Source organism: Stenotrophomonas maltophilia group sp. RY12688 (assembly GCF_052149045.1).
In the GTDB taxonomy this organism is placed as follows: domain Bacteria; phylum Pseudomonadota; class Gammaproteobacteria; order Xanthomonadales; family Xanthomonadaceae; genus Stenotrophomonas; species Stenotrophomonas sepilia.
On record NZ_CP197389.1, the window covers coordinates 1,767,683 to 1,785,879 of the forward strand.

The 18,197-nt window shown below is 65.9% G+C and carries 15 protein-coding genes; 9 read left to right on the plus strand and 6 right to left on the minus strand.

The genetic code is table 11. The features are described from left to right. Positions 1-8: 8 nt before the first annotated feature. From ACS0OT_RS08400 to ACS0OT_RS08410, 3 genes are read left to right on the plus strand one after another with little or no spacing between them, the layout of a single operon-like run. Positions 9-1,154, plus strand: a complete 1,146-nt coding sequence (locus ACS0OT_RS08400; protein ID WP_005416220.1) for an efflux RND transporter periplasmic adaptor subunit — start codon at positions 9-11, stop codon at positions 1,152-1,154. After that, the gene (locus ACS0OT_RS08405) at positions 1,151-4,672 is read left to right on the plus strand and encodes an efflux RND transporter permease subunit (RefSeq protein ID WP_425604239.1); all 3,522 of its coding nucleotides are present in this window, start codon (positions 1,151-1,153) and stop codon (positions 4,670-4,672) included. The genes ACS0OT_RS08400 and ACS0OT_RS08405 overlap by 4 nt, the downstream gene beginning before the upstream one ends. Further along, a complete protein-coding gene (locus tag ACS0OT_RS08410; protein WP_065185171.1) occupies positions 4,669-7,755 on the plus strand; it encodes an efflux RND transporter permease subunit in 3,087 nt (1,028 codons plus the stop codon). The genes ACS0OT_RS08405 and ACS0OT_RS08410 overlap by 4 nt, the downstream gene beginning before the upstream one ends. Before the next feature lie 252 nt (positions 7,756-8,007). Here the strand turns inward: ACS0OT_RS08410 and ACS0OT_RS08415 are convergent, their stop codons facing one another. The 6 genes from ACS0OT_RS08415 to ykgO all read right to left on the minus strand — a co-directional run bounded on the left by ACS0OT_RS08415 (position 8,008) and on the right by ykgO (position 12,504). Further along, complete coding sequence (locus tag ACS0OT_RS08415; protein WP_088496762.1) at positions 8,008-9,228, minus strand: TraB/GumN family protein; 1,221 nt, start codon at positions 9,226-9,228, stop codon at positions 8,008-8,010. Positions 9,229-9,232: 4 nt separating this feature from the next. Then, positions 9,233-9,763 (minus strand): GNAT family N-acetyltransferase, encoded by a 531-nt coding sequence (locus ACS0OT_RS08420; RefSeq protein ID WP_005416225.1) that lies wholly within the window; start codon positions 9,761-9,763, stop codon positions 9,233-9,235. 14 nt (positions 9,764-9,777) lie between these two features. Then, positions 9,778-10,665, minus strand: a complete 888-nt coding sequence (locus ACS0OT_RS08425; RefSeq protein ID WP_442256226.1) for a carbon-nitrogen hydrolase — start codon at positions 10,663-10,665, stop codon at positions 9,778-9,780. 161 nt (positions 10,666-10,826) lie between these two features. Next, the gene (locus ACS0OT_RS08430; RefSeq protein ID WP_414604110.1) at positions 10,827-11,864 is read right to left on the minus strand and encodes an agmatine deiminase family protein; all 1,038 of its coding nucleotides are present in this window, start codon (positions 11,862-11,864) and stop codon (positions 10,827-10,829) included. Positions 11,865-11,903: 39 nt separating this feature from the next. Continuing rightward, positions 11,904-12,203, minus strand: a complete 300-nt coding sequence (locus ACS0OT_RS08435) for a hypothetical protein (RefSeq protein ID WP_227837998.1) — start codon at positions 12,201-12,203, stop codon at positions 11,904-11,906. A 175-nt stretch (positions 12,204-12,378) separates the two neighbouring features. Further along, positions 12,379-12,504 (minus strand): type B 50S ribosomal protein L36, encoded by a 126-nt coding sequence (ykgO, locus tag ACS0OT_RS08440; RefSeq protein WP_005409283.1) that lies wholly within the window; start codon positions 12,502-12,504, stop codon positions 12,379-12,381. Between the two features lie 197 nt (positions 12,505-12,701). On the opposite strand from ykgO, the gene cmk reads away from it, so the two are divergent. From cmk to ACS0OT_RS08470, 6 genes are all read left to right on the plus strand, one after another. Further along, a complete protein-coding gene (cmk, locus tag ACS0OT_RS08445; RefSeq protein ID WP_262219644.1) occupies positions 12,702-13,379 on the plus strand; it encodes a (d)CMP kinase in 678 nt (225 codons plus the stop codon). Between the two features lie 198 nt (positions 13,380-13,577). Further along, positions 13,578-15,263: a 30S ribosomal protein S1 gene (gene rpsA / locus ACS0OT_RS08450; RefSeq protein ID WP_005416230.1), complete on the plus strand. Its 1,686-nt coding sequence runs from the start codon at positions 13,578-13,580 to the stop codon at positions 15,261-15,263. Positions 15,264-15,350: 87 nt separating this feature from the next. Continuing rightward, positions 15,351-15,656, plus strand: a complete 306-nt coding sequence (locus tag ACS0OT_RS08455) for an integration host factor subunit beta (RefSeq protein WP_005409286.1) — start codon at positions 15,351-15,353, stop codon at positions 15,654-15,656. A gap of 77 nt (positions 15,657-15,733) precedes the next feature. Then, positions 15,734-16,018, plus strand: a complete 285-nt coding sequence (locus tag ACS0OT_RS08460; RefSeq protein WP_235645947.1) for a lipopolysaccharide assembly protein LapA domain-containing protein — start codon at positions 15,734-15,736, stop codon at positions 16,016-16,018. 6 nt (positions 16,019-16,024) lie between these two features. After that, positions 16,025-17,203, plus strand: a complete 1,179-nt coding sequence (lapB, locus tag ACS0OT_RS08465; RefSeq protein WP_005416232.1) for a lipopolysaccharide assembly protein LapB — start codon at positions 16,025-16,027, stop codon at positions 17,201-17,203. Between the two features lie 3 nt (positions 17,204-17,206). Then, positions 17,207-18,196: an MraY family glycosyltransferase gene (locus ACS0OT_RS08470; protein WP_164093589.1), complete on the plus strand. Its 990-nt coding sequence runs from the start codon at positions 17,207-17,209 to the stop codon at positions 18,194-18,196. Position 18,197 lies beyond the last annotated feature (1 nt).

The following is an 18,197-nucleotide window of genomic DNA, read 5'->3' on the forward strand; positions in this document are numbered from 1 at the left end:
ACCTGACGATGTCGCACCCAACCTTCCTGTCCGGCCGTCGCAGCGGAATCTGCGCTGCCGCACTGCTGATCTCCACCTCCCTGCTGCTGGGCGGTTGCGCCGCAGGGCCCAATTCCGAAGCCAAGGCTGCCGAGACCAAGGAGGAGAAGAAGGTCGACGCAGTCCCGGTCGAAGTGGCGGTGGCCAGCCATCGTGCGGTCGCAGCCAGCTACACCGGCACCGCGGCGCTGGAGCCACGTGCAGAGTCGCAGGTGGTCGCCAAAACCTCCGGCGTGGCCTTGGCGGTGCTGGTCGAGGAAGGGCAGCGGGTCACCGCCGGCCAGCCGCTGGTGCGGCTGGACCCGGACCGCGCGCGCCTGGCCGTGGCGCAGAGCGAAGCGCAGATGCGAAAGCTGGAAAACAACTACCAGCGCGCACAGAAGCTGGTCGGCCAGCAGATGGTCAGCGCTGCCGATGTCGACCAGCTGCGCTACGACCTGGAGAACGTCCGTGCGCAGTACCGCCTGGCCACGCTGGAGCTGTCCTACACCACGGTCGTGGCACCGATCTCGGGTGTGATCGCCTCACGCTCGATCAAGACCGGCAACTTCGTGCAGATCAATACACCGATCTTCCGCATCGTTGACAACTCGCGGCTGGAGGCCACGCTCAACGTACCCGAACGTGAGCTGGCCACCCTGCGTGCCGGCCAGCCGGTGACGCTGGCGGCCGACGCACTGCCGGGCCAGAGCTTCACAGGCACCGTTGACCGCATCGCGCCGGTGGTGGACTCGGGCAGCGGCACGTTTCGCGTGGTCAGTGCCTTCGATGGCGCCGCCCACGCGCTGCAGCCCGGCATGTTCGGCCGCATCCGCATCGATTACGACCAGCGTGCCGATGCGCTGGTGGTGCCGCGCCTGGCGTTGCTCGATGACGGTGAACCTGCGGTGTTCCGCGTGCGCGAAGGCAAGGTCGCACGCATTCCGGTCAAGCTGGGTTACGCCGAGGGCCCGTGGGTGGAGATCCGTGATGGCCTGGCGGCCGGTGATCAGGTGGTCACCGCCGGCAAGGTCGCCCTGCGCGACGGCACCACGGTGCAGGTGATCGCCGATCCGAAGGCGAAGGCGGTCGCGGCGGCCGCCAAGCCCGCAGACAAGGCCGGGAGCAAGCAATGACTGCTCCGGGCCACGACCACGGTGCCTCGCCGGCGAGCGACGGCGCCGCCGCCGGCATGCGCGGCGGCCTGGTGGAATTCGCCACGCGTCGCCGTGTGACCATCGCCATGTGCACGGTCACGCTGCTGCTGTTCGGCCTGATCGCGCTCGGCAACCTCAAGGTCAACCTGCTGCCCGACCTGAGCTACCCGACGCTGACCGTGCGTACCGAATACACCGGTGCGGCGCCGACCGAAATCGAAACCCTGATCACCCAGCCGGTTGAAGAAGCGGTGGGCGTGGTCAAGAACCTGCGCAAGCTGAAGTCGGTCTCGCGCACCGGCCAGAGCGATGTGGTGCTGGAGTTCGCCTGGGGCACCAACATGGACCAGGCCAGCCTGGAGGTGCGTGACAAGATGGAAGCGCTGAACCTGCCGCTGGAGGCCAAGGCTCCGGTGCTGCTGCGCTTCAATCCGTCCACCGAGCCGATCATGCGCTTGGTGCTGTCGAACAAGACGGCGCCGACCAGCGATGCCGATGCGGTCCGCGAGCTGACCGGCCTGCGCCGCTATGCCGATGAAGACCTGAAGAAGAAGCTGGAGCCGGTCACCGGCGTGGCAGCAGTGAAGGTGGGCGGTGGCCTGGAAGACGAGATCCAGGTCGACATCGACCAGCAGAAGCTGGCGCAGCTGAACCTGCCGATCGACACCGTCATCAAGCGTCTCAAGGACGAGAACATCAACATCTCCGGCGGCCGCCTGGAGGAGGGCTCCCAGCGCTTCCTGGTGCGTACCGTCAACCAGTTCGCCGACCTCGAGGAAATCCGCAACCTGCTGGTGACCACCCAGGCCGCCAATGGCAGCGCAGCCGACTCGGCGTTGCAGCAGATGTTCAACATCGCCGCGTCGACTGGTTCGGCTGCAGCCATCGCCGCCGCGTCGGCGGCACAGAGCGCATCGTCCGGTGGTGGCTCCAGTGTGGTCGCCAATGGCGTGCCGGTACGCCTGAAGGACGTGGCCACGGTGCGGCAGGGCTACAAGGAGCGTGAAGCGATCATCCGCCTGGGCGGCAAGGAATCGGTCGAGCTGGCCATCTACAAGGAAGGCGACGCCAACACCGTGTCCACCGCCGAAGCGCTGCGCAAGCGCCTGGAGCAGATCAAGGGCACGTTCCCGTCCGATGTCGAGCTGACCACCATCGAGGACCAGTCGCGCTTCATCGAGCACGCCATCGCCGACGTCAAGAAGGACGCGGTGATCGGTGGCCTGCTGGCAATCCTGATCATCTTCCTGTTCCTGCGCGATGGCTGGAGCACGTTCGTGATCAGCCTGTCGTTGCCTGTATCGATCATCGCCACGTTCTTCTTCATGGGCCAGCTCGGCCTGAGCCTGAACGTGATGTCGCTGGGCGGCCTGGCCTTGGCCACCGGCCTGGTGGTGGATGACTCGATCGTGGTGCTGGAGAGCATCGCCAAGGCCCGCGAGCGTGGCCTGGGCATCCTGCAGGCGGCCATTGCCGGTACCCGCGAAGTGAGCATGGCGGTGGTTGCCTCAACCCTGACCACCATCGCCGTGTTCCTGCCGCTGGTGTTCGTCGACGGGATTGCCGGACAGCTGTTCCGCGACCAGGCGCTGACCGTGGCGATCGCCATCGCGATCTCGCTGCTGGTGTCGATGACCCTGATCCCGATGCTGAGCTCGCTGAAGGGGCGGCCACCGCTGGCGTTCCCGGAAGAGGCGCCGAACGAAGCGTGGCAGCCGCAGAAGCGCTGGCAGAAGCCGGTCGCGCTGGGCCGCCGTGGCGTGGTTGCCAGCGTGCGCTGGAGCTTCTATGCGCTGGCGTGGCTTGTCGTGCGCGTGTGGCGTGGCGTGGTGGCAGTGGTCGGCCCGGTGATGCGCAAGGCCAGCGACCTGGCGATGAAGCCCTATGCAGGCGCCGAGCGAGGCTACCTGCGCCTGCTGCCGAGTGCGCTGGCGCATCCCGGCAAGGTGCTGGGCGTGGCAGCCATCATCTTCGTGGCGACCATGGCGCTGGTACCGATGCTTGGCGCGGACCTGATTCCGCAGCTGGCGCAGGACCGGTTCGAAATGACGGTGAAGCTGCCGGCCGGCACGCCGCTGAAGCAGACCGATGCGCTGGTGCGCGAGCTGCAGCTGGCGCACGGCAAGGGGGAGGGCGTGGCCTCGCTGTATGGCGTCAGTGGCAGCGGCACCCGGCTGGATGCCAGTCCGACCGAAAGCGGCGAGAACATCGGCAAGCTGACTGTGGTGATGGAAGGCGGTGGCAACGCGCGCACTGAAGCGGCAATCACCGAACGCCTGCGCGGCACCATGAGCCAGCACCCGGGCGCCCAGGTCGACTTCGCGAGGCCGGCGTTGTTCAGCTTCTCCACGCCGTTGGAAATCGAACTGCGCGGGCAGGACATGGCGACCCTGGAAGTGGCCGGCCAGCGCTTGGCGGCGATGCTGCGCGGCAATGCGCACTACGCCGACGTGAAATCGACGGTGGAAGAGGGCTTCCCGGAAATCCAGATCCGCTTCGACCAGGAGCGCGCGGGTGCGCTGGGCCTGACCACCCGCCAGATCGCCGACGTGGTGGTGAAGAAGGTGCGCGGCGACGTCGCCACCCGCTACAGCTTCCGAGATCGCAAGATCGACGTGCTGGTGCGTGCCCAGGAAGGTGACCGCGCCAGCGTCGAGAGCATCCGCCGTCTGATCGTCAATCCGGGCAGCACCCGCCCGGTCACCCTGGACGCGGTGGCCGACGTGGTCGCCACCACCGGCCCCAGCGAGATCCATCGTGCCGACCAGACCCGGGTGGCGGTGGTATCGGCCAACCTGCGCGACATCGACCTTGGCGCCGCCATGCGCGAAGTGCAGCAGATGGTGGCCGAGCAGCCGCTGGGCGCGGGCGTTGGCCTGCACATCGGTGGCCAGGGCGAGGAGCTGGCGCAGGCGGCGAAGTCGCTGATCTTCGCCTTTGGACTGGCGATCTTCCTGGTCTACCTGGTGATGGCCTCGCAGTTCGAGTCGCTGCTGCACCCGTTCGTGATCCTGTTCACCATCCCGCTGGCGCTGGTCGGCGCGATCCTGGCGCTGATGCTGACCGGCAAGCCCATCTCGGTGGTGGTGTTCATCGGCCTGATCCTGCTGGTCGGCCTGGTCACCAAGAACGCGATCATCCTGATCGACAAGGTCAACCAGCTGCGCGAAGCCGGCGTGGCCAAGCATGAGGCGCTGGTGGAAGGTGCGCGCTCGCGCCTGCGCCCGATCATCATGACCACGCTGTGCACGCTGTTCGGCTTCCTGCCGCTGGCGGTGGCGATGGGCGAGGGCGCCGAAGTGCGTGCACCGATGGCGATCACCGTGATCGGTGGCCTGCTGGTGTCGACGCTGCTGACGCTGCTGGTGATCCCGGTGGTGTACGACCTGATGGATCGTCGCGGCGACGCCTACTACCGTGAGCGCGGCCGCAAGCACGCCGGCGAGATCGAGCCGGGCGCAGCAGGCAGCGCGGCGGGTGTGGAGGAGCCGGCATGAGCGTTGCCGAGTTCTCCATCCGCCGCCCGGTCACTACCATCATGTGCTTCGTGTCGCTGGTGGTGATCGGCCTGATCGCTTCGTTCCGGCTGCCGTTGGAGGCGCTGCCGGACATCTCCGCGCCGTTCCTGTTCGTGCAGATCCCGTACACCGGTTCGACGCCCGAGGAAGTGGAGCGGACCATCATCCGCCCGGTCGAGGAGTCGCTGGCGACGATGACCGGCATCAAACGCATGCGCTCATCGGCCACCTCCGAGGCGGCGCTGATCTACATCGAGTTCAGCGACTGGGACCGCGACATCGCCATTGCCGCGTCCGACGCGCGCGAGCGTATCGATGCGATCCGCAGCGACCTGCCCGACGACCTGCAGCGCTACAACGTGTTCAAGTGGTCCAGCAGTGACCAGCCGGTACTGAAGGTGCGGCTGGCCAGCACCACCGACCTGACCACTGCCTATGACATGCTCGACCGTGAGTTCAAGCGGCGCATCGAGCGTATTCCCGGTGTGGCCCGCGTCGACATCACCGGTGCACCGCCGAACGAGGTGGAGATCGCCATCGATCCGAACCGGCTCAACGCGCATGGGTTGAGCATCAACGAGCTGAGCGAGCGCCTGCGCACGCTGAACTTCTCGATCTCGGCCGGTCAGATCGACGACAACGGCCAGCGCGTGCGCGTGCAGCCGGTGGGCGAGATCACCGACCTGCAGGAGATGCGCGACCTGGTGATCAACGCCAAGGGCCTGCGCCTGGGCGATATCGCCGACGTGCGCCTGAAGCCGGCGCGGATGAACTACGGGCGCCGCCTGGACGGCAACCCGGCGGTGGGCCTGGACATCTTCAAGGAGCGCAGTGCCAACCTGGTGGACGTCTCGCGTGCGGCGCTGGCCGAAGTCGAGGCGATCCGCGCGCAGCCGTCGATGCGCGACGTGCAGATCAAGGTGATCGACAACCAGGGAAAGGCGGTGACCTCGTCGCTGCTGGAGCTGGCCGAAGCCGGTGCGGTCGGCCTGATCCTGTCGGTGACGGTGCTGTTCTTCTTCCTGCGCCATTGGCCGTCGACGCTGATGGTGACCCTGGCCATTCCGATCTGCTTCACCATCACCCTGGGCTTCATGTACTTCGTCGGGGTGACGCTGAACATCCTGACCATGATGGGCCTGCTGCTGGCCGTGGGCATGCTGGTCGACAACGCCGTGGTGGTGGTGGAGAGCATCTACCAGGAGCGCGAGCGCATGCCGGGGCAGCCACGGCTGGCCTCGATCATCGGCACCCGCAACGTGGCCATCGCGCTCAGCGCCGGTACGCTGTGCCACTGCATCGTGTTCGTGCCGAACCTGTTCGGCGAGACCAACAACATCAGCATCTTCATGGCGCAGATCGCGATCACCATCTCGGTCTCGCTGCTGGCCTCGTGGCTGGTCGCGGTCAGCCTGATTCCGATGCTGTCCGCACGCATGGCCACACCCAAGCTGGTGCACTCGCAGACCGGCCTGATCGCGCGCCTGCAACGGCGCTATGCACAGCTGCTGGACTGGTCACTGCATCACCGCGGTTGGAGCCTGCTCGGCATCCTGCTGGTGGTGCTGGTCAGCCTGGTGCCGATGAAGCTGACCAAGGTCGACATGTTCGGTGGCGAGGGCGGCAAGGACATCTTCATCGGCTACATGTGGAAGGGCGCCTACACCTACCGGCAGATGTCCGAGGAAGTGGCGCGCGTGGAGAGCTGGATCGACCAGAACCGCGAGCGCCTGCACGTGAAGCAGGTGTACTCCTGGTACAGCGAGCAGGAAGGCAGCTCCACGGTGGTCACCCTGGACGAGAAGTACGCCAAGGACATCAAGGCGCTGCAGGAAGAGTTGCGCAAGGGCCTGCCGAAGTCCGCCCGCACCGACTATTTCGTCGGCAACCAGGGCGGCGATGGCGGGGGTGGCGGCAACCAGGGCGTGCAGGTGCAGCTGGTGGGCGATTCCAGCTCGATGCTGCAGGAGATCGGTCAGGAAGTGGTGCCGTTGCTGGCGCAGCGTGCCGAACTGCGGGACGTGCGCATCGACAACGGCGAGAAGGGCGGCGAGCTGAAGGTACGCGTCGACCGTGAGCGTGCCGCAGCGTTCGGTTTCAACGCCGAACAGGTGGCCAGCTTCGTCGGCCTGGCGCTGCGCGGCGCACCGATGCGCGAGTTCCGTCGCGGTGACAATGAAGTGCCGGTGTGGGTGCGCTTTGCCGGCGCCGAGCAGAGCAGCCCGGAAGACCTGGCCGGTTTCAGCGTGCGTACCGGCGATGGCCGCAGCGTGCCGCTGCTGAGCCTGGTCACCGTGGACGTTGGTTCGTCGGCCACCCAGATCGGCCGTACCAATCGTCAGACGACATTGACCATCAAGGCCAACTTGGCCGGGAAGGTCACCGCACCGGACGGGCGCAAGGCGATAGAGGCCGTGCTCAAGCCGATGAACTTCCCGGCCGGCTACGGCTTCACCTTCGATGGCGGCGACTACGGCAACGATGATGAAGCCATGCAGCAGATGGTGTTCAACCTGCTGATCGCGCTGGTGATGATCTACGTGGTGATGGCGGCGGTATTCGAGTCGCTGCTGTTCCCGGCGGCGATCATGAGCGGCGTGCTGTTCTCGATCTTCGGCGTGTTCTGGCTGTTCTGGATCACTGGCACCTCGTTCGGGATCATGTCCTTCATTGGCATCCTGGTGCTGATGGGCGTGGTGGTGAACAACGGCATCGTGATGATCGAGCACATCAACAACCTGCGGCGCAGCGGCATGGGCCGTACCCAGGCGCTGGTGGAAGGCTCACGCGAACGCCTGCGCCCGATCATGATGACCATGGGCACGGCGATCCTGGCGATGGTGCCGATCTCGCTGACCGACACGCAGATGTTCGGCAATGGCCCGGAGTACTCGCCGATGGCGCGCGCGATTGCCGGCGGCCTGGCGTTCTCGACCGTGGTCAGCCTGCTGTTCCTGCCGACGATCTACGCGGTGCTCGATGACCTGCGCAATGCCGTGACGCGGCTGATCCGTCGCGCGCGTGGAGTGGAGATGGTAGAGCCGGGCGCTGCCCGGCTGTAATGCACGTCAACGTGTTGTGGTGTGGGGGAGGCCGGTCGTAGTGGGGCGGCCTCCCCCTTTTTTTGCTCGCCGAGTCTGCTTGCCTCTGTAGAGCCGAAGGCAGCGGCAGGAGCCGCTGCCAACGTCGCTTGCGACGGCCCGGAGGGTGTCGGCCAGGACGGCCGGCATAGCCATGCTCGGCTGCTGTTCGCCGCGTTGCGGCATCGCCCGGGCATGGGCTCGGGCGCTACAGATTCTGTGGCCGGTTGAGGCTTACCCCGCCACCTTGCCCCACACCTTGAACGTGGTCAGCCACAGGCCAAGCATGCTGCCGATGTTGGTCAGCATGAAGGTCAGCACCACGCGGGTAACGCGATTGCGGTACCAGCCCTTCAGGCTCTGCGCGTCGTCGCGCAGCTTCAGGAAGTCCTCGTAGGCTGGCTTGCGCACACGCGCTTCCACCAGTGCCGAGAAGGCGCCGGTCGGGATGCTCAGGCGGAACGGCTTGAACGGGGCTACCGCGATCGCGGTGAGGATGCTCAGCGGGTGACCACCGGCCAGCAGGCAGCCCAGGCCGGCCAGGCCGCCGGTATACATCGCCCAGGTTGCCAGCAGCTCGGTGCCTACGCCCAGGCCGCCGCGGTAGAAGCCTACGCCGATGCCGGTCGCCACGATCGCCAGGATGCCCAGCGTGAACCACGGGATGTTGCGCTTCTTCGGCACCGCCTCCAGCTCGGCGCGCAGCGGCGCCGGTGCCTCGGTGTCGGTTTCCAGGTGGCGTGCCAGACCCGCCAGGTGGCCGGCTCCGACCACTGCCAGCACTTCGCGCTGGTGCGGGTCGTGTTCTTCGCGCAGGCGGGTGGCCATGTAGCGGTCGCGCTCGCCGATGATGGTTTCGTACAGCGCCGGGCTCTCGCTGGCGAACTCACCGAAGCTCGATTCCAGCATGTCGCCCTGTTTGAGCTTCTCGATCTCGTTCTCGCCCACTTCCTCGGACGAGAACAGGCCGGCGCCGAGGCCGGCAACCAGCTTCAGCTTGCCGAAGAAGCCCAGCCGTTGCGACGCGCGGCGGAAGGTCAGGCCGACCTCGCGGTCGATCAGGTGCACCGGCAGGTTGCGTTCGCGGGCGAGTTCCACCGCACGTTTCAGCTCGGCGCCGGGCTCGATGTCGAGTTGCTCGGCCAGGCGGCGCTGATAGGCGGACAGAGCGAGGTTGGCGGCGAACAGGGCGACGCGGCCCTTGCGGATCACCTCGACCAGGTCGAGCTTGGCGAGCGTGTCAGGGTCGCTCAGCGCCTGCAGGCGCTGCGGGTCCAGCTCGACGGCAACGGCATCGAAGCGGCCGCTGTCGATGGCTTTTTCAACGGCCTCGACGCTGGCGCGGGAGACGTGGGCGGTGCCCAGCAGGGTGTAGCGCACGCCGTCGCGTTCGACGACGCGCACCGGCTGGCCGGCGAACAGGTCGTCGCCGGTCTCGGGAAGGGTTTCGGTCATGGGTTCATTCATTGGAGGGTGCGGTGTCGGCGCCATCGCCGAGCGCGCGCTGCATCTGTACGGTGTCCAGCCAGCGGCCATGCTTGCGGCCGAGGCCACGGAACACGCCCACCAGCTCGAAGCCGAAGCGTTCGTGCAGCTTGATCGAGGCGGTGTTGGTCGGTTCGCCGATCACCGCCACCATCTGCCGGTAGCCACGTGCCACGCAGGCGTCGATCAAGGCCTGCAGCAGGCCGGTGCCGACACCCTTGCCCTGGAACGCGGCATCGACGTAGACCGAGTTCTCCACGGTCCACTGGTAGGCAATGCGGGTGCGATAGGTGTTGGCATAGGCATAGCCAGCCACCTGGCCGTCGATCTCGGCGACCAGGTAGGGGAAGCCACGATCAATGATGTCGCGCATGCGGCGCAGCATCTCGGTCGCGTCCGGGATGTCGTACTCGTAGGTGTTGACGAAATCGGTCACTTCCACCGCGTAGATGGCGGTGATCGCGTCGATGTCGGCCGGGCCGGCATCACGGATGAGGACGGCCATGCGCGGGCTCCGGCTCAGTCGATGTAGCGCTTGAGCAGGTCGCCGTATGCATCGATGCGGCGATCACGCAGGAACGGCCAGATGCGGCGCACATGCTCGCTGCGCTGCAGGTCGACGTCGCACAGCAGCACGGTGGCCTCGGTGCCGGCCTCGGCCAGGAACTCGCCCTGCGGGCCGAGCACGTGGCTGTTGCCCCAGAACTGGATGCCCGACGCGCCCAGCGGCGACGCCTCGTGGCCGACGCGGTTGCAGCTCAGCACCGGCAGGCCGTTGGCCACGGCGTGGCCACGGTGGCTCAGCACCCAGGCGTCGCGCTGGCGGGCCTTCTCGTCCTGCACGTCGTCCGGGTCCCAGCCGATCGCGGTCGGGTACAGCAGCAGCTCGGCGCCGGCCAGCGCCATCAGGCGCGCCGCTTCCGGGTACCACTGGTCCCAGCACACCAGCACGCCAAGGCGACCCACCGACGTATCGATCGGCTTGAAGCCGATGTCGCCCGGGGTGAAGTAGAACTTCTCGTAGAAGCCCGGGTCGTCCGGGATGTGCATCTTGCGGTACTTGCCGAGCAGGCTGCCGTCCTTCTCGAACACCACGGCGGTGTTGTGGTACAGGCCGGCAGCGCGGCGCTCGAACAGCGAGCCGACCAGCACCACGCCATGCTTCTTCGCCAGTGCGCCCAGGCGCTCGGTGCTCGGGCCCGGAATGGATTCGGCCAGGTCGAATTCGTCCACCGATTCGTGCTGGCAGAAATACGGGCCGTTGTGCAGTTCCTGCAGCAGCACCAGCTTGGCACCCTGCGCAGCCGCCTCGGCCACGCGTGCTTCGATCACCGCCAGGTTGGCGGCGGCATCACCGTGGTTGCGCTCCTGGATCAGGGCGACGGTAAGGGGGCTGCGCGAGTTCATGCGGGCGTTCCTGCGGGGGAAAACCTGCATGTTAGCGCGGATGGGCGGCGACGGCGTGTTGCGCGCTGAATGGGTGATGGTAGTGCCGGCCGCTGGCCGGCATCCCCATCAATCCGTCAGGCATTGCCTGGTTGCCGGCCAGCGGCCGGCACTCCCTTTTCTCAGACCTTCAACAACCCGGCCGGCAGCTGCATGGTGATGCAGTGCAGGCTGCCGTTCTGCCAGATCAGCGAGCGGCAAGGCACCTGCACGATCTCGCGACCCGGATGCGCCTGGGCCAGCACATCACGGGCCAGGTCGTCGGCCGGGTCGCCATAGGCCGGCATCAGCACCGCGCCGTTGACGATCAGGTAGTTGGCGTACGACGCAGCAAGACGGCGGCCTTCGTCGATCACCGGCCGCGCCCACGGCAGCGGGAACAGGCGATACGGCTGGCCGTCCTTGGTGCGCAGCGCGGCCAGCTCGTTGCCCATCGCCTGCAGCTCGGCGTAGTGCGAATCGCTCTCGTCGTCGCAGGCCTGATAGACGATGCTGTCAGCGGAGGCGAAGCGGGCGAGGGTATCGATGTGGGCGTCGGTGTCGTCGCCTTCCAGGTAGCCGTGGTCCAGCCACAGCACGCGGTCCTGCTGCAGCCAGTCGGCCAGGTCGGCGCTCAGGCTGGCGCGGTCGCGGTCCGGGTGGCGTTCGTGCAGGCACTTCCAGGTGGTCAGCAGGGTGCCTTCGCCGTCGGTCTCGATGCCACCGCCTTCCAACGCGAACGGAATGCTGCGTACCGGGGCGTCGTTGAACACGCCAGCCTGGTCGAGCACACCCACCAGCTGGTCATCCAGGGTGGCGTCGAACTTGCCGCCCCAGCCAGTGAAGCGGAAGTCCAGCAGCTGGAAACCGCCGTCTGCGCGGCGCAGGGTGATCGGGCCGGAGTCGCGCAGCCAGGTATCGTCGTAGGCGGCCGTGGTGAAGCGGACCTTGTCCATGTCGATGCGGTTGGAGCGCAGCCGCATTTCGGCATAGGTCTCCACATCGTCGTCGGCCACGCAGATCAGCACCGGCTGGAAGCGGGTGATGGCCGCGACCAGGGCGATGTAGGTCTCTTCCACCTGGCCCAGGCGGTCGGCCCAGTCGGTGTCGGCGGTAGGCCAGGCAATCAGGACGCCGCTCTGGGCTTCCCACTCGGCAGGAAAACGAAGGGTCTGGTTCATGGTCTCGCTACACAGGCCCGCCCAGGGCGGGTAAAGGGATCAACGGATCGGTGGTTTCGGGCCGATTTCGTTCGGGTCCGCCTGGTTGGCCACCACGTCGATCACCTTCTGCTTCTCGAAGTAGACGGTGAACTGCGGGTACACCCAGCGGTTGATGGTCGGCCATTGCCGCTTCTGCCCGCCACGCGGCTGCAGTTGTTCGCTGGGCGCGCCGAACTGCGCCTGCACCTGCTGCATGCTCTGGCCGCGCACGGGCAGCGCACCGGCCGGCTTCTCGCGGGCACGGTCGACAAGCAGGGTATCGGCCAGTGCCGGTGTGGCGGCGGCCAGGGTGGCCATCACGGCCAGGGCGGACAGGTAACGCTTCATCTCGATCTACTCCCCAGTGGTCAAGAAAGGCGATTACAGCAAAAACGGCAGGAAAAAGCCGCATAAACAAAAAACCGCCCGAAGGCGGTTTCTTGCATCGGGTCGGCCCCGCGTAGGGCCAGCCGCAGCCGGACGGCTGTGAGGCTTAGCGCTGACGCGCCTTGAAACGCGGGTTCGACTTGCAGATGACGAAGATCTTGCCACGACGACGCACGACCTTGCAGTCACGGTGACGGGCCTTCGCCGACTTCAGGGAGGACAGGACTTTCATGGCATACCTCGGCGTAAACAGTAGTTGTTCGGGTGGAGCGTGGCCGCGATATGCGAAAGACAATCGGCAGTTGACGCTCGTTCAAGCCCGCCATTCTACCGGGCTTTTCCTCATGGTTTCAAGTGGTTGCACAAAAGATCCCGCTGGGGGGGTCTGGCAGGGGCTAGAATGGCCTCTTCACACGCTCTGGGACCCCCATGAATCCACTCGCTCCCGTCCTGACCATCGACGGCCCATCCGGGGCCGGCAAGGGTACCATCAGCCGCATCATCGCGCGCAGGATGGGCTGGCATTACCTGGATTCGGGCGTGCTGTACCGGGCGGTGGGCGTGGCCGCAAGCTGGGCCGACATCGACACCTCCGACGCCTCCGCGCTGGTGCGCTGCACCTTTGACACCCACGTTCAGTTTGTCGAGCAGGGCGATGCGATGCGGGTCATGGTCAACGGCACCGATGCCACCGACGAGCTGCGCCTGGAGACCACCGGGGCGCTGGCCTCGGCCATTGCCGCCATCCCGGAGGTCCGGGCCGCCCTGAAGGAGCGCCAGCGCGCATTCAGGGAGCTGCCGGGCCTGGTCGCCGACGGCCGCGACATGGGCACGGTGATCTTTCCGGACGCCCCCTACAAGGTCTTCCTGACCGCCAGTGCCGAGGAGCGCGCAGAGCGCCGGCATAAGCAGTTGAAAGACAAGGGGGTTTCTGTTAACTTTGATGACCTCCTGCGCGAGATCATGGCCCGCGACGCCCGTGATGCTCAGCGTACCGTGGCGCCCCTGAAGCCGGCAGACGATGCTGTCCTCATCGACACCACAGGCATCGGCATCGATGATGTCGTTGCCCGAGTGATGGATCTGCTTCCGGTTCCGGCTGCCTGATCCGTTCGCGCGGGAGCACTGCCAGCAGCATCGGCGGTGGTCGCGCATAGCAGTGCTGTACCCGCTCCGTCGCGCAATGATGCGTGGCGGTTTTCCTACTACACACGACCTGCGTTTCCGGGGTCGACCAACAGGCGGGCGGTCGCCATTCCCCTGAAGGGGACGCCACCGACCCATGTGTCCAACAGAGTAAATCTAATGACCGAATCATTTGCCGAACTGTTTGAAGCCAGCCAGGCCAACCTGGCCAAGCTGAAGCCGGGCGCCATCGTCAGCGGTACCGTTGTTGAAGTCCGCGGCGACGTCGTGGTGATCAACGCTGGCCTGAAGTCCGAAGGCATCGTGCCGATCGAACAGTTCCGTAACGACGCTGGCGAAATCGACGTCGCCGAAGGCGATATCGTCAAGGTCGCCCTCGACTCGATCGAGAACGGCTTCGGCGAAACCGTCCTGTCGCGCGAGAAGGCCAAGCGCGCGATGGTGTGGGACGAGCTGGAAGAAGCGTTGGAAAAGAACGAAACCATCACCGGCCGCATCAGCGGCAAGGTCAAGGGTGGTTTCACCGTGGACATCAAGGATGTCCGCGCCTTCCTGCCGGGTTCCCTGGTCGATGTGCGCCCGGTGCGCGATCCGGCCTACCTGGAAGGCAAGGAACTCGAGTTCAAGCTCATCAAGCTGGACCGAAAGCGTAACAACGTCGTGGTCTCGCGCCGCGCTGTCGTCGAAAGCGAGCACTCGGAAGAGCGCGAGCAGCTGATGGACAAGCTGCAGGAAGGCGCGATCCTGAAGGGTGTCGTCAAGAACCTGACCGATTACGGCGCGTTCGTGGACCTGGGCGGTATCGACGGCCTGCTGCACATCACCGACATGGCGTGGAAGCGCGTGCGTCACCCGTCGGAAGTCGTGAACGTCGGCGACGAGCTGGACGTCCGCGTGCTGAAGTTCGACCGCGAGCGCAACCGCGTTTCGCTGGGCCTGAAGCAGCTGGGCGAGGATCCGTGGGACAACATCGGCCGTCGTTACCCGGCCAACAGCCGCGTCTTCGGCAAGGTCTCCAACGTCACCGATTACGGTGCGTTCGTTGAGATCGAGCCGGGCGTCGAAGGCCTGGTGCACGTCTCCGAGATGGATTGGACCAACAAGAACGTCAACCCGTCCAAGGTTGTCCAGGTGGGTGATGAAGTCGAAGTGATGGTGCTGGACGTCGATGAAGAGCGTCGCCGCATCTCGCTGGGCATGAAGCAGGTTGCCGCCAATCCGTGGGAAACCTTCGCTGCCACCCACAAGAAGGGTGACAAGGTGTCGGGCCAGATCAAGTCGATCACCGACTTCGGCATCTTCATCGGCCTGGACGGCGGCATCGACGGCCTGGTCCACCTGTCCGACATCAGCTGGAACACCACCGGCGAAGACGTCGTTCGCAACTTCAAGAAGGGCGATACCCTGGACGCCGTCGTCCTGGCCGTCGATCCGGAGCGCGAGCGCATCTCCCTGGGCGTGAAGCAGCTGGAGCAGGATCCGTTCGGCCAGTACATGGCTGCCAATCCGAAGGGTTCCAAGGTCGAAGGCGTGGTGAAGGAAGTCGACGCCAAGGGCGCGATCATCGAGCTGGCTGACGGCATCGAAGGTTACGTCTCGGCCCGCGACATCGCCAACGAGCGCGTTGACGACGCCACCCAGCACCTGAAGGTCGGCGACAAGGTCGAAGCCAAGTTCGTGGGCATGGACCGCAAGGGCCGTACCCTGCAGCTGTCGATCAAGGCCAAGGACGACGCTGAAATGCGCGAAGTGCTGGAGGAATACCAGTCCTCTTCGGCTTCCAGCGGCACCACCCAGCTGGGCGCGCTGCTGCGTGCACAGCTGAACGGCAACAAGTCCGAGTAATCGGCCTTAGGCTGTTCGTTGTTTCCTGGACGGCCCGGGCATTGCCCGGGCCGTTTCAGGCTGAGATGCCCCTGATGTGAGCCGGTAATGACCAAATCCGAACTGATCGAAATCCTTGCGCGCCGCCAGGCGCACCTGAAGGCCGATGATGTCGATCTGGCGGTGAAGTCGTTGCTGGAAATGATGGGCGGATCGCTGTCCGCCGGGGATCGCATCGAAATCCGTGGATTTGGCAGCTTCTCGCTGCACTATCGTCCGCCGCGCCTGGGTCGCAACCCGAAGACCGGCGAATCGGTTGCCCTGCCGGGCAAGCATGTCCCCCATTTCAAGCCGGGCAAGGAACTGCGCGAGCGGGTCAGCAGTGTGCTGCCGCTGGACGCCGATCCGGCCTGAGCCTGCCGTCGCGCCACCGCGTGCGAATCCAGCCGCGAGTCGGATAAGCTACGGACTCCTGCCACTGGAGCTGTCGCATGAAGGTTTTTCGTCTGCTGGTCCTGCTGGCGGTGCTGATCCTTGGATTGATCATCGGTGCGGTCAACATGACCGCAATGTCGATCAACCTGCTGTTTACCCAACTGCACACTTCGGTGGGCGTGGCCCTGATTGCCGCGCTGCTGGTCGGTGTCGTGGTCGGTGCCGGGCTGGTGCTGGTGAGCGTGGTCATTCCGCTCTACGGCCAGCTGCGTCGCGCCAACAAGTCCGCTGCCGCTTCGCCGGCCACGGTTGCTTCCCCCCAATCTTTTGATGGACGTTGATCGAAGATGGATTTCGTCACCGAGTGGTTCTGGTTCTTCCTGTTCGTACCGCTGGCCGCACTGGCCGGGTGGGTGATCGGGCGGCGTGGTGGCCAACGCCACGGTGACAGCCAGGTCAGCCGCCTGTCGAGCACCTATTTCCGTGGCCTGAACTACCTGCTCAACGAGCAGCCGGACAAGGCCATCGAGCTGTTCCTGCACATCGCCGAGCTGGACAAGGAAACCTTCGAGACCCAGGTCGCGCTGGGCCATCTGTTCCGCCGTCGTGGCGAAGTCGACCGCGCCATCCGCCTGCACCAGGGCCTGGTCAATCGCCATGACCTGAGTGACGCACAGCGCGTGCAGGCCCTGCTGGCCCTGGGCGAGGACTACATGAAGTCCGGCCTGCTGGATCGTGCCGAGACCGTGTTCACCGAGCTGGCCCAGCTGGATCAGCGCGCACCGCAGGCGCTCAAGCACCTGATCGGCATCTACCAGGCCGAGCGCGACTGGGAAAAGGCCATCGACAACGCCACCCGGTTCGAGGATGTCACCGGCGAGCCGATGGGCAAGCTGATCGGGCAGTTCGAGTGCGAACTGGCCGAGCGATTCCGTGGCGCCGGCAAGCTGGAAGAGGCGAGGGCAGCGATCGCCCGCGCCTACCAGGCCGATGCGATGTCGGTGCGCGCCGGCATCATCGAGGGCCGGTTGGAAACCGACGCGGGCAATCCTGAGGCCGCCGTGCGCGCCTTCGAGCGCGCCGCGCGCAACGACCCCGAATACCTGCCGGAACTGCTGCCGGCGTTGATGCAGAACTATCGCAAGGTGGGCGATCTGGCAGGTGCGCGCGCGTTCCTGTCGGAGATGACAGAGCATTACCGTGGCATTGCCCCGGTGCTGGCGCTGACCCGGTTGATGGAAGAGCAGGAAGGCGTGGCCCCGGCGCGTGCCTACCTCGGCCGCCAGCTGAAGGATCGCCCGTCGGTGCGTGGCGAGTCCGCGCTGATCGACCTCACCCTGGCCGAGGGCGCCGATTCCACAGCCACCCTGCATGACCTCAAGCACATCACTGACCAGTTGCTGGTGCGCAACCCGGCCTATCGCTGCACCCGCTGCGGTTTCGGGGCGCGTACCCACCACTGGCAGTGTCCGAGCTGCAAGGAGTGGGGGACGGTCAAGCCGCTGCTGAACTACGCGGTGCTCTGATCCATGCCCTGGCTTGTGATGGGCGCGCTGCTGTCGCTCGCCCTGCTGAGTGCGGTGCTGACCTGGGCGGCACGCGGCTATGCGCTGCGCCAGCAGTTGATGGACCAGCCCGGCGAACGCCGCAGCCATAGCGTCGCTACACCGCGCGGTGGCGGCATCGCCATCGTCATCAGCCTGCTGGTGACTGCAGCCGTGGCCATCTGGGCCTGGCCCGAGAGCACGCCGACAGTACTGGTGGCCAGCCTTGGGCTGGTGCTGGTGGCCGGTATCGGCTGGTGGGACGACCACAAGCCCCTGCCAGCGATGCGTCGCCTGCTGGTGCATTTCATCGCCGCGACGCTGCTGGCCGGCCTGGTGAAGGTGAATGGCGGCAGCTGGCTGTTGGCGGCGCTGGTGCTGCTGTTCACCGCCTCACTGATCAACATCTGGAATTTCATGGACGGCATCAACGGCATTGCCGCCAGCCAGGCCGTCGTGGCGATGCTGGGGCTGGCGCCGGTGCTGCCGTGGCCGTACTCGCTGGCTGCCGTGGCCCTGGGCCTGGCCTGCCTTGGATTCCTGCCGTTCAACTTCCCTCGGGCCCGGATCTTCATGGGCGATGTCGGTAGTGGAGCGCTGGGGTATGCGGTCGCAGCGGTGCTGGCACTCGCCAGCGTGCGTACCGATATCAACTGGATCCTGCTGCTGGTCCCGGTTTCGCCGTTCCTCGTGGACGCGGGCTTCACACTGCTGGCGCGCATCATTTCAGGACAACGCTGGATGGAACCCCACACCCAGCACGTCTACCAGCGCGCGGTGCAGGCAGGAGCCAGTCACCCCCAGGTGACAGGGATGTACTTTGCTTTGGGCCTGTTCAGTATTACAGTGTTCAATGTCTGCTCCAATTTGCAGCCGAGGTGGGAGGCTGCCGTGGCGATCGCGTGGTTCACCGCGCTGAGCGTCCTCTGGCTCCTCCTGCGCAATGGAATGCGCTACCGACAAGGAAATACCTGAC

Coding starts and splice junctions, on each gene's coding strand:
- ACS0OT_RS08425 (WP_442256226.1), bottom strand. CDS start 10,665: ATGAACTCGCGCAGCCCCCTTACCGTCGCCCTGATCCAGGAGCGCAAC.
- ACS0OT_RS08430 (WP_414604110.1), bottom strand. CDS start 11,864: ATGAACCAGACCCTTCGTTTTCCTGCCGAGTGGGAAGCCCAGAGCGGC.
- ACS0OT_RS08415 (WP_088496762.1), bottom strand. CDS start 9,228: ATGACCGAAACCCTTCCCGAGACCGGCGACGACCTGTTCGCCGGCCAG.
- lapB (WP_005416232.1), top strand. CDS start 16,025: ATGGATTTCGTCACCGAGTGGTTCTGGTTCTTCCTGTTCGTACCGCTG.
- ACS0OT_RS08400 (WP_005416220.1), top strand. CDS start 9: ATGTCGCACCCAACCTTCCTGTCCGGCCGTCGCAGCGGAATCTGCGCT.
- ACS0OT_RS08460 (WP_235645947.1), top strand. CDS start 15,734: ATGAAGGTTTTTCGTCTGCTGGTCCTGCTGGCGGTGCTGATCCTTGGA.
- ACS0OT_RS08410 (WP_065185171.1), top strand. CDS start 4,669: ATGAGCGTTGCCGAGTTCTCCATCCGCCGCCCGGTCACTACCATCATG.
- ACS0OT_RS08455 (WP_005409286.1), top strand. CDS start 15,351: ATGACCAAATCCGAACTGATCGAAATCCTTGCGCGCCGCCAGGCGCAC.
- ACS0OT_RS08405 (WP_425604239.1), top strand. CDS start 1,151: ATGACTGCTCCGGGCCACGACCACGGTGCCTCGCCGGCGAGCGACGGC.
- ACS0OT_RS08435 (WP_227837998.1), bottom strand. CDS start 12,203: ATGGCCACCCTGGCCGCCGCCACACCGGCACTGGCCGATACCCTGCTT.
- cmk (WP_262219644.1), top strand. CDS start 12,702: ATGAATCCACTCGCTCCCGTCCTGACCATCGACGGCCCATCCGGGGCC.
- ACS0OT_RS08420 (WP_005416225.1), bottom strand. CDS start 9,763: ATGGCCGTCCTCATCCGTGATGCCGGCCCGGCCGACATCGACGCGATC.
- ykgO (WP_005409283.1), bottom strand. CDS start 12,504: ATGAAAGTCCTGTCCTCCCTGAAGTCGGCGAAGGCCCGTCACCGTGAC.
- rpsA (WP_005416230.1), top strand. CDS start 13,578: ATGACCGAATCATTTGCCGAACTGTTTGAAGCCAGCCAGGCCAACCTG.
- ACS0OT_RS08470 (WP_164093589.1), top strand. CDS start 17,207: ATGCCCTGGCTTGTGATGGGCGCGCTGCTGTCGCTCGCCCTGCTGAGT.